The sequence below is a fragment of the Methylobacterium sp. P5_C11 genome (assembly GCF_054049775.1).
Genome location: NZ_JBFULS010000094.1, coordinates 1 through 9,778 on the forward strand (window position 1 = coordinate 1; position 9,778 = coordinate 9,778).

Consider the following 9,778-nt stretch of genomic DNA (forward strand, 5'->3'; position numbering starts at 1 on the left):
GCTCTGGGCCGCGCTCTGGGCCGCCGCGGGCGGGCGCGCGAGCGAGGCCGCCGCGTCGCTGGTCCCGGGCGGCAGCCCGGTGCGGATCGCGCCGCGTGCGGATGGTTTCGTCCTGGACGGGCGGGTCGTGCAGGTGCCCTGGGGCGGTTCGGTCGCCGCCCTGCTCCTCGACGCGGTCGACGGGGCGGGCGTCCCCCATCTCGTGCGGATCGGAGCACCCGGCACGATCCGCGACACGCACCACAACCTCGCGGGCGAGCCCCGCGACACTCTCGACCTGACGGGCTGCACCGTCTCGGCCGACGATGTCCGCGCCGCGCCGGGCTGGAGCACCGAAGGGGGCGTGCCGGCCGTCGAGGCCCTCGGCGCCTGGGTTCGGGCGCAGCAGATGGTGGGCGCGATGGAGACCGGCCTCGCCTCCGCCCTCGATCACGCCCAGGAGCGGCAGCAATTCGGCCGGCCGCTCGCCAAGTTCCAGGCGATCCAGCACATGCTGGCCGAGGCCGCGGGGCACGTCGCGGCGGCGAGTGCGGCCGCCGACCTCGCGGCCGCCTGCTGGGGCGATCCGCGCTTCGTCCTGGCCACCGCCATCGCGAAGGCGCGCTGCGGCGAGGCCGCGGGGCACGTCGCGGCGATCGGCCACCAGATCCACGGGGCCATGGGCTTCACGCAGGAGCACCCGCTCCACCGCGCGACGCGGCGGCTGTGGTCCTGGCGCGACGAGTTCGGACCCGACGTCCTCTGGCAGGAGCGGATCGGGCGCACGGTCTGCGCGGGCGGCGGCGCGGCCCTGTGGCCGATGCTGGTCCGGCTCCGGGGCGGCGCCGGCTGAGATGGGAGACCTGTGCGTGCCGGATCACTCCGCCGAGACTCACCACACGGAGACGAAGAAAGCCGGGCCGCTCGCGGGCGTGCGGGTCGTCGACCTGACCAGCGTGATCATGGGCCCCTCGGCGACGCACATCCTGGCCGATCTCGGCGCCGACGTGATCAAGATCGAGACCCCGGAGGGCGATTCCTTCCGGCATTACCGGCCGGCCCGCAGCGCCGGGATGGGCGGCAACTTCCTGCACCTCAACCGCAACAAGCGCAGCGTCCGCCTCGACCTGAAGCGACCCGCGGCGCGCGCGGCCCTCGACCGGCTGATCGGCACGGCGGACGTCCTCGTGCACTCCATGCGCCCCGACGCGATCCTGCGCCTGGGCTACGGCTACGACCGCGTGCGCGCACTGAAGCCCGATATCATCTTCTGCGGTGCCTACGGGTTCGGAGCCGACGGCCCCTACGCCCACAAGGCGGCCTACGACGACCTGATCCAGGCGGGCTCCGGCCTGGCGGCCCTGCAGAAAGCCGCCACCGGCCAGCCCGGCTACCTGCCCACGGTGCTGTGCGACAAGATCGCCGGTCAGGCCATCGCCTGCGCGATCCTCGCCGCCCTCTACGAGCGCCGGGCCGGCGGCGGCGGGCAGGCGGTCGAGGTGCCGATGTTCGAGACCATGGTGGAGTTCAACTTCGTCGAACACATGGTCGGCTACGCCTTCGAGCCGCCGCTCGGGCCGCCGGGCTTCAACCGGGTCCTGAGCCCGCGGCGCAAGCCCTACCGGACCCGGGACGGCCACGCCTGCATCCTGCCCTATTCCGATCGGAACTGGCGCGACTTCTTCATCCACACCGGCCGGCTCGACTTCGTGGACGACCCACGCTTCGCGCCGCTCGCCGTGCGGGTCGAGAACATCGAGATCCTCTACGCGCTGGTCGAGGAGGAGGCGCCGCGCAGGACCACGGCCGAATGGGTGGCATTCTGCGACTCGGTGAGCATCCCGTGCATGCCGGTCCTCGGGCTGGAGGACCTGCCGGAGGACGCGCACCTGAAGGCGGTGGGCTTTTTCGGCACCGCCGAGCATCCGAGCGAGGGGCGCTACCGCACCATGCGCCGCCCGGTCTCGTTCAGCGGCAGCCGCTTCGCGATCCGCCGCCACGCCCCCAGGCTCGGCGAGCACACCGCCGAGGTCCTGGCCGAGGCCGGGCTCGACCCGACGGAGATCGCCGCCCTGAGCGACGCCCCGAACCGTCCGGATTCTGCGCCCCTGGAGGCTGCCCGATGAATGCTGAGACCGCGACCCGCGACGCGGGCGACGACCTGCTGTTCTCCGTCGCGGAGGGCGTGGCGACGATCACGCTGAACCGGCCCGAGCGGAAGAACGCCTTCACCTTCCCGATGATCGAGGCCTGGACGGCGGCCCTGCAGCGCTGCCGCACCGACGCGGCGATCCGCGTCGTGATCGTGACCGGGGCGGGCTCGGCCTTCTGCAGCGGCGGCGACATCGTCGAGATGGGCGAGCGCCTCGACCAACTGCCCGCCCAGCGCAAGGATGAACTCCACGGGCGGATCCAGCGCATCCCGCTGACGCTGGAGGATCTCGACAAGCCGGTGATCGCGGCCCTCAACGGTGTCGCCACCGGTGCGGGCCTCGACCTCGCCCTGATGTGCGACCTGCGCTTCGCGGCGAAGAGTGCCCGCTTCGCCGAGACCTACGTGCGGGTCGGCCTCGTCCCCGGTGCGGGCGGCGCCCATTTCCTGCCCCGCCTCGTCGGGACCGCGAAGGCGCTGGAACTGTTCTTCACCGGTGATTTCATTGACGCCGAGGAGGCCCTGCGGATCGGCCTCGTCAACGGCGTCCACGCCGACGCGGACCTGATGCCGGCCGTCCAGGCGCTCGCGCGGAAGATCGCCAAGGCGCCGCCGCTGACGCTGAGCCTGATCAAGCGGGCGGTCTACCAGGGGATGCGCAACGACCTGCGCACCAACCTCGACCTGATCTCGTCCCATTACGCGGTCGTCACCGCGACGCCCGAGCATCGCGAGGCGGTGCAGGCCTACATCGGCGGGCGCGACAAGGGCTGACGCGACTTGATCCGGTCCGGCGGCGATCCCGATCGACGGCAGAACCATCGGCGCAAACGACATCTTCCCCCGGACATCACACTTTCGTGCTTGTCGCCGCGGCGCTCACCTGCAAGTCTATCCAAAATTCAATCCGCGCAACGACGCGGATGTCAGTCTGGGAGGACGCGATGACGGCTCGGATTCTCGGTGCGCTCGCCTGTGCGCTCGCCTTCGCCGCGCCGGCCGCGGCGCAGACCCCGATCGTCATCAAGTTCAGCCACGTCGTCACCACCGACACGCCCAAGGGCCAGGGGGCCGAGCGGTTCAAGCAGCTCGCCGAGGAGCGCACCAAGGGGGCGGTCAAGGTCGAGATCTACCCGAACAGCACGCTCTACAAGGACAAGGAAGAGGTGGAGATGCTCCAGCTCGGCGCCGTGCAGATGCTGGCGCCGTCCACGAGCAAGTTCGGCCCCCTCGGCGTGAAGGAGTTCGAGGCCTTCGACCTGCCCTACATCTTCCCCAACGAGCAGGTGCTGCGGCGCGTCCAGGACGGGCCGATCGGCCAGGGCCTGTTCAAGAAGCTCGAATCCAAGGGCATCAAGGGCCTCGGCTACTGGGACAACGGCTTCAAGATCCTCACCGCCAACAAGCCGATGCACGGGCCGGAGGACGTGAAGGGCCTGAAGTTCCGGATCCAGTCCTCGAAGGTGCTGGAGGCGCAGTTCAAGCAGCTCGGGGCGCTGCCGCAGGTCCTGGCCTTCTCCGAACTCTATCAGGCGCTGCAGACCGGCGTCGTCGACGGCCAGGAGAACCCGCCGTCGAACGTGACGACCCAGAAGATCAACGAGGTGCAGAAGCACGCCTCGCTGACCTATCACGGCTACGTCGGCTACGCGGTCATCGTGAACAAGGGCTTCTGGGATGGCCTCCCGGCCGACCTCCGCACGACGCTCGAAGGGGCGATGAAGGACGCGACCGCCTACGAGCACGAGATCGCCGACAAGCAGAACGAGAAGGCCCTCGCCGACATCCGCGCCACCGGCAAGACCGAGGTCTACACGCCGACCGAGGCCGAGAACGCCGCGTGGCGCAAGGCCCTGGCGCCGGTCCAGCGCGAGATGGCGTCCCGCGTCGGCAAGGATCTGGTCACGGCGCTGAACAAGGAAGCCGAGGCGGCGCCGAACAACTGATCCCGCCTCAGCGCCGCCCGGACCGACCATGTTGCTGAAACTTCTCGATCGGCTCGAAGAGGTGCTGATCGGAACGCTGATGGCGGCCGCGACCGTCATCACCTTCGCCACGGTGGTGCACCGGTTCCTCTCCGGCATCCCGGCGCTGCAGGACTACACCGACCGGATCGACTTCGGCTGGTCGCAGGAACTGTGCATCTACATGTTCATCTGGGTCGCGAAGTTCGGCGCGGCCTACGGCGTGCGCACCGGGATCCATGTCGGCGTCGACGTGCTGGTCAACCGGCTGCCGCCGCGCGCGCGCCGGGGCATGGTCCTGCTCAGCCTCGCGGCGGGCGCCCTGTTCACCGGGATCGTCGGCACGCTCGGCACGAACTTCGTCTGGCGGATCGGCCACACCGACCAGACGACGCCCGACATGGAGATCCCGGTCTGGATCGTCTACCTCGCGATCCCGCTCGGCTCCTACCTGATGTGCTTCCGCTTCCTGCAGGTCGCGTGGGGCTTCTGGACGACCGGGCACCTGCCCGCCCGTGACCACGCCCATGTCGACGGCGTCCAGACCGTCGAGGGCGTCGACCCGGTCCAGCTCGGCCGCGAGGGAGGCCCCGCATGAGCGGCCTGATCATCTTCGGGCTGCTCATCGCCCTCATGCTCACCGGGATGCCGATCTCGATCGCCCTCGGCCTGACGGTGCTGACCTTCCTGTTCACCCTGACGCAGGTGCCGATCGAGAGCGTCGCGCTCAAGCTGTTCACCGGGATCGAGAACTTCTCGATCATGGCGATCCCGTTCTTCATCCTCGCCGGCAACTTCCTGGCCCATGGCGGCGTGGCGCGGCGGATGATCGCCTTCACGACCTCGCTCGTCGGGCATTGGCCGGGCGGCCTCGGCCTCGCCGGCGTCGTCGCCTGCGCGCTGTTCGCCGCCGTGTCGGGATCGAGCGTGGCCACCGTCGTGGCCATCGGCTCGATCATCCTGCCCGCCATGGTGGCCGAGGGCTACCCGCGGCGCTTCGGCGCCGGGGTGATCACCACCTCGGGGGCGCTCGGCATCCTCGTGCCGCCCTCGATCATCCTCGTGCTCTACGGGGTGTCGACGAATTCCTCGATCGGCAACCTGTTCCTGGCCGGCGTGATGCCCGGCATCGTCCTGTCGGCGATGCTGGCGAGCGTCACCTTCGTCATCGCCAAGCGCCGCGGCTATCCGCGCATGCCGAAGGCCTCCTGGGCCGAGCGCCTGCGCGCCTTCCGCGAGAGCGCCTGGGGCTTGTTCCTCGTGGTGATGGTGATCGGCGGCATCTACGCGGGGATCTTCACGCCCACCGAGGCGGCCGCGACCGCCGCGGTCTACGCCTTCGTCATCGCGGTCTTCGTCTACCGCGACCTCAAGCTGTCGGACGTGCCCCGGGTGCTCCTCGCCTCGGCGAACATGAGCGCGATGCTGCTCTATATCATCACGAACGCGGTGCTGTTCTCCTTCCTGATGACGTCGGAGAACATCCCGCAGACGATGGCGGCGTGGCTGATCGCCATGAACTTCAGCCCGCTGGTCTTCCTGCTCGTGGTCAACATCATCCTGCTGATCGCCGGCAACGTGATGGAGCCGTCCTCGATCCTGCTGATCATGGCGCCGATCCTGTTCCCGATCGCGGTCAAGCTCGGGATCGACCCGATCCATTTCGGGATCATCATGGCGGTCAACATGGAGGTCGGCCTGTGCCACCCGCCGGTCGGGCTCAACCTCTACGTCGCCAGCGGCATCGCCCATATGGGCATCTCCGAGCTGACGGTCGCGGTGCTGCCGTGGCTGCTGACGATGCTGGCCTTCCTGGTCCTGGTGACCTATTGGCCCGGCCTGTCGCTGTGGCTTCCCCGGGCGCTCGGGGCGATGTGACGGCCGCGACCGAACCATTGCGCCGTCGGCAACCCGCTCCGTTCGGATACCATCGAGCCGTCACGGTGCCCGCTCGCGCGGGCGTCCGAGTGGCGCGCCTTCAGAACACGGCGTGGTCGCCGCGCTCGGCGGCGGCCTCGCCTCGGATCACGCGCGCGTAGTAGGCGAAGAGCGTTTCGGAGCCCGTCGACGGTGTGGCGTGCGCATCGTACTGCCCCGTCGCCGGATCCAGAACGAGCATGGACTCCGTCGCGTAGTACCGTCCGATGCGCGCGAGCTCAGCCTTGGCTGCCAGGGCCGGGGCCAGCCGTCCCAGCACGGTCAGCGTGGCTATGATGGCGTCCAGAAGGGCCACGGGCACATGCGTGAACCGCGCTTTGCGCCCCAGCAGGGCGAAGAGCTGCTCGCCCTGCGCCTTCGGGGTCACGGCTTCGCCCGGGCCGCCGATCGGGAGCACGCGATTGCGCCGGTCCGCATGGTCGAGGCAATCGGCGATGTAGTGGCCCAGGTCGTCGTCGCTGATCGGCTTGCAGGATGTCAGCCTGCCATCGCCGAAAATCAGGAAGGACTTCCCGCGTTTCAGACGATCGATTTGCCCCGACAGTGATTTGAAGAACGCCGTCGGCCGCACGATCGTGTAATCGAGGCCCGACTGCACCAGCACGCCCTCGAACGCGAGCTTGGCGTGCTGGAACGCGAGCCTCGGCTTCTGGACGCAGATCGCCGAGAGCAGGATGACGTGTGTCACGCCGGCCGCCTTGCCGGCGTGCAACGCGCTCACATGCGCTTGATAATCGATCGCCCAGGCGTCGTCGGGCAATCCCGTGCGCGAGGCGAGACACGAGACCAGGACGTCGAACGGCTCGCCGCGGAAACCCGCGTCGGCGAGGGACGATGGATCGGTCACGTCCACCACCCTCGCGGTGGCGCCTGTAGGCAGGCGGGTGCGCGCGGGCGGGGCCGAAGGGTCGTCGAGGTCGGCGCGGTGCCTGACGAAACAGACCACGTCATGGCCGCGTGACACCAGCGCTCGCACGGTCGCACGCCCGATCGTCCCGGTGCCACCGAGGACGGCGACACGTCGCGCACGCGACGCGTTCGATGGGTGTCCGGTCACGCTCATCTCATCCAGACGCATTGAGGTCCGACACTGCCGGTCGCTGTCGACGAGACCGTACCGACCCACCCGACGAGCATGCCGCCTTCGAAGCTGGATTGCCACGGGCGTGGCCGAAGGGTCAGAGCGTCATGCCGGTTTCCGGGCACGGGGCGCCGCCGCCCGCGCCCGAAGCCGCCGCATCGGGACGGTCAGGCGGCGGCCTACCTGCGCGGGCGTCGGGCTCCGCGTGGACCCGAAGGCTGCGGTGTATTGTTCCGGTTCTCATCGAACAGCTTGCGCCACCGGTTCAACCGCTCGGGTTCGAGCCGGCCGTCCGCGACAGCGGCCTGCACGGCGCAACCGGGTTCGCGGGTGTGGGTACAGTCACGGTACCGGCACGCGGGCGTGAGTTCGATGATCTCGGCGAACAGGGTTTCGATGCCGTCCGCGGCGCCGCTGACGTGCAGCGTTCGCATCCCCGGCGTGTCGATGACCCAGCCGCCGTCGGCGATGGCATGCAACGAACGCGACGTGGTCGTATGGCGTCCCTTGGCATCGTGCTCGCGGATGCCCCCGGTCTGCTGGGCCTGTGCCTGACCGGGACCGACCAGCGTGTTCACCAGGGTCGATTTGCCGACACCGGAGGAGCCGACCAGCGCCACGGTCTGCCCCATCCCACACCAGGGCGCGAGCGCGTTGGCCGCTGCGGGCAGACGGGGGTTGAGGGTCACGACGTCGAGCCCCCGTTGCAGCTGGGACGCCTGACGCTGGTAGTCTCCCACATCGGTGGTCGTGTCGGCCTTGGTGAGCAGGATCACCGGGGTTGTGCCGCCTTGATTGGCCAGAGCCAGATAGCGCTCCAGTCGCGCCGGATTGAAATCGGCGTTGCAGGACGTGACGATGAACAGCGTATCGACATTAGCCGCAGCGGCCTGCAGGTCTCGGCTGCCTTCGGTGCGTCGCTCCATGACCGTCCTGCGGCCGAGACGGCGATGCAGAGTCCGGGTCTGGGGATCGACGAAGACCCAATCCCCCACGGTGAAGTCGCTCGTGCTGGCGTGAATCGCGAGCGTCAGTTCGACGGATCCGACTCCCGACAGGGCGGTCAAGCGAGACCGGTGAAGCGTCGCGATCCGCATCGGGGCCAGATCGGCCTCGTGGGGTTCACGCTGGTCTGCGAAGAAGTCGGACCAACCCAGGCTTGCGAGCGACGTGGGTCGGAAGGAAGCGGGATGATCGATCACCATCCTGCCCATGCCATGGCGTCATGCGCCTGGCCAGCCCGCCGCTGCCCGACGCAAATCGATGCCGGCTGCGTGCAAGGACCACCCCGGCGCCCTCCCGCTTGGCCTTATGACCGGAGGCGGAAGGTTGCATCGGTGCGCAGGTCGATCCGAGCCGGGCCGCGGTCGTGCGACGTAAGCAGCCGGTTAGACGCATCGGTGTCCGCACGGGAGCGGCAGCGGAGGCGTGCCACGCCGGCTCCGGAACAGCGCGTCCCGCCGCGCGCTCATAGGATTAGCACTTCCGCGCGGCGAGTGCTAATGATGCATCGATCGGGCAGCGACGACTTTCTCGTCGCGACTCCTCCCGCGACAGCGCCAACCATGTCGGTTGGATCTCGCCAGGGAACGATCAGGATCTCACGATGACATTCCGTCCGCTGCACGACCGCGTGGTGCTCCGTCGCATCGAAGGCGAGGAGAAGACCAAGGGCGGCATCATCATTCCCGATACGGTCAAGGAGAAGCCGCAGGAGGGCGAGGTCATCGCCGTCGGCCCCGGCGCCCGCGACGAGGCCGGCCGCGTCAACGCCCTCGACGTGAAGGCCGGCGACCGCGTCCTGTTCGGCAAGTGGTCCGGCACCGAAGTCAAGATCGACGGTCAGGACCTCCTGATCATGAAGGAATCCGACATTCTGGGCGTCATCGCCTAGCCCGGATCAGGCCGCTCGGAGCCTGACGACGATCTGCCCTTCGAGGCGCCCGCTGTGGCGCGCCTCGGGGCCAAACCACAGATGATGAGTGCACCACCATGTCCGCCAAAGACGTTCGCTTTTCGGTCGATGCCCGCGAGAAGATGCTGCGCGGTGTCGAACTGCTCGCCAGCGCGGTGAAGGTGACGCTCGGCCCCAAGGGCCGCAACGTCGTGATCGAGAAGAGCTTCGGCGCCCCGCGCATCACCAAGGACGGCGTCACCGTCGCCAAGGAGATCGAACTCGTCGACAAGTTCGAGAACATGGGCGCCCAGATGGTGCGCGAAGTGGCCTCGAAGTCGAGCGACACCGCCGGTGACGGCACCACCACCGCGACCGTTCTCGCCGCCTCCATCGTCCGCGAAGGCGTGAAGTACGTCGCCGCCGGGATGAACCCGATGGACCTGAAGCGTGGCATCGATCTGGCCGTCGCCGCGGTCGTGAAGGATATCGGCGCGCGCTCCCGCAAGGTCGCCTCGTCCGCGGAAATCGCCCAGGTCGGCACGATCTCCGCCAATGGCGACAAGGAGATCGGCGAGATGATCGCCCACGCCATGCAGAAGGTGGGCAACGAGGGCGTGATCACGGTCGAGGAGGCCAAGACGGCCGAGACCGAACTCGACGTCGTCGAGGGCATGCAGTTCGACCGCGGCTACCTGTCCCCGTACTTCATCACGAACGCGGAGAAGATGGTCGCCGAGCTTGAGGACCCCTACATCCTCATCCACGAG

10 protein-coding genes are annotated in these 9,778 nt (G+C 68.8%); 8 read left to right on the forward strand and 2 right to left on the reverse strand.

What is annotated here, in order from left to right; all coding sequences use genetic code 11:
- The 6 genes from ACXJKQ_RS26950 to ACXJKQ_RS26975 all read left to right on the forward strand — a co-directional run.
- Nucleotides 1-832: acyl-CoA dehydrogenase family protein (locus ACXJKQ_RS26950; protein ID WP_457108742.1), on the forward strand; the 832-nt coding region annotated here is incomplete at its 5' end.
- A gap of 16 nt (nucleotides 833-848) precedes the next feature.
- On the forward strand, nucleotides 849-2,105 hold the full coding sequence (locus ACXJKQ_RS26955) for a CaiB/BaiF CoA transferase family protein (protein WP_457108743.1): 1,257 nt from the start codon (nucleotides 849-851) through the stop codon (nucleotides 2,103-2,105).
- Entirely contained in the window at nucleotides 2,102-2,905 is an 804-nt protein-coding gene (locus ACXJKQ_RS26960; protein WP_457108744.1) for an enoyl-CoA hydratase/isomerase family protein, read from the forward strand. The genes ACXJKQ_RS26955 and ACXJKQ_RS26960 overlap by 4 nt, the downstream gene beginning before the upstream one ends.
- Before the next feature lie 170 nt (nucleotides 2,906-3,075).
- The gene (locus ACXJKQ_RS26965; protein WP_457108745.1) at nucleotides 3,076-4,077 is read left to right on the forward strand and encodes a TRAP transporter substrate-binding protein; all 1,002 of its coding nucleotides are present in this window, start codon (nucleotides 3,076-3,078) and stop codon (nucleotides 4,075-4,077) included.
- A 28-nt stretch (nucleotides 4,078-4,105) separates the two neighbouring features.
- The gene (locus ACXJKQ_RS26970; RefSeq protein ID WP_457108746.1) at nucleotides 4,106-4,693 is read left to right on the forward strand and encodes a TRAP transporter small permease; all 588 of its coding nucleotides are present in this window, start codon (nucleotides 4,106-4,108) and stop codon (nucleotides 4,691-4,693) included.
- Nucleotides 4,690-5,973 carry a TRAP transporter large permease gene (locus ACXJKQ_RS26975; protein ID WP_457108747.1) on the forward strand — a complete coding sequence of 428 codons (1,284 nt, stop codon included), beginning with the start codon at nucleotides 4,690-4,692 and terminating at the stop codon, nucleotides 5,971-5,973. The genes ACXJKQ_RS26970 and ACXJKQ_RS26975 overlap by 4 nt, the downstream gene beginning before the upstream one ends.
- A gap of 100 nt (nucleotides 5,974-6,073) precedes the next feature.
- Here the strand turns inward: ACXJKQ_RS26975 and ACXJKQ_RS26980 are convergent, their stop codons facing one another.
- Together ACXJKQ_RS26980 and rsgA are read right to left on the reverse strand one after the other, a co-directional pair.
- Nucleotides 6,074-7,096 carry an NAD(P)H-binding protein gene (locus ACXJKQ_RS26980; protein WP_457108748.1) on the reverse strand — a complete coding sequence of 341 codons (1,023 nt, stop codon included), beginning with the start codon at nucleotides 7,094-7,096 and terminating at the stop codon, nucleotides 6,074-6,076.
- A gap of 197 nt (nucleotides 7,097-7,293) precedes the next feature.
- On the reverse strand, nucleotides 7,294-8,328 hold the full coding sequence (gene rsgA / locus ACXJKQ_RS26985) for a ribosome small subunit-dependent GTPase A (protein ID WP_457108749.1): 1,035 nt from the start codon (nucleotides 8,326-8,328) through the stop codon (nucleotides 7,294-7,296).
- Nucleotides 8,329-8,720: 392 nt separating this feature from the next.
- On the opposite strand from rsgA, the gene groES reads away from it, so the two are divergent.
- Nucleotides 8,721-9,008, forward strand: a complete 288-nt coding sequence (gene groES / locus ACXJKQ_RS26990; protein WP_457108750.1) for a co-chaperone GroES — start codon at nucleotides 8,721-8,723, stop codon at nucleotides 9,006-9,008.
- A 98-nt stretch (nucleotides 9,009-9,106) separates the two neighbouring features.
- Nucleotides 9,107-9,778: chaperonin GroEL (gene groEL, locus ACXJKQ_RS26995; protein ID WP_457108751.1), on the forward strand; the 672-nt coding region annotated here is incomplete at its 3' end.

What these genes read in the sequence shown, in the direction of transcription:
- ACXJKQ_RS26970 (WP_457108746.1), top strand. Translation starts at nt 4,106, where the DNA reads ATGTTGCTGAAACTTCTCGATCGGCTCGAAGAGGTGCTGATCGGAACG.
- groES (WP_457108750.1), top strand. Translation starts at nt 8,721, where the DNA reads ATGACATTCCGTCCGCTGCACGACCGCGTGGTGCTCCGTCGCATCGAA.
- ACXJKQ_RS26980 (WP_457108748.1), bottom strand. Translation starts at nt 7,096, where the DNA reads ATGAGCGTGACCGGACACCCATCGAACGCGTCGCGTGCGCGACGTGTC.
- rsgA (WP_457108749.1), bottom strand. Translation starts at nt 8,328, where the DNA reads ATGGGCAGGATGGTGATCGATCATCCCGCTTCCTTCCGACCCACGTCG.
- ACXJKQ_RS26965 (WP_457108745.1), top strand. Translation starts at nt 3,076, where the DNA reads ATGACGGCTCGGATTCTCGGTGCGCTCGCCTGTGCGCTCGCCTTCGCC.
- ACXJKQ_RS26975 (WP_457108747.1), top strand. Translation starts at nt 4,690, where the DNA reads ATGAGCGGCCTGATCATCTTCGGGCTGCTCATCGCCCTCATGCTCACC.
- ACXJKQ_RS26960 (WP_457108744.1), top strand. Translation starts at nt 2,102, where the DNA reads ATGAATGCTGAGACCGCGACCCGCGACGCGGGCGACGACCTGCTGTTC.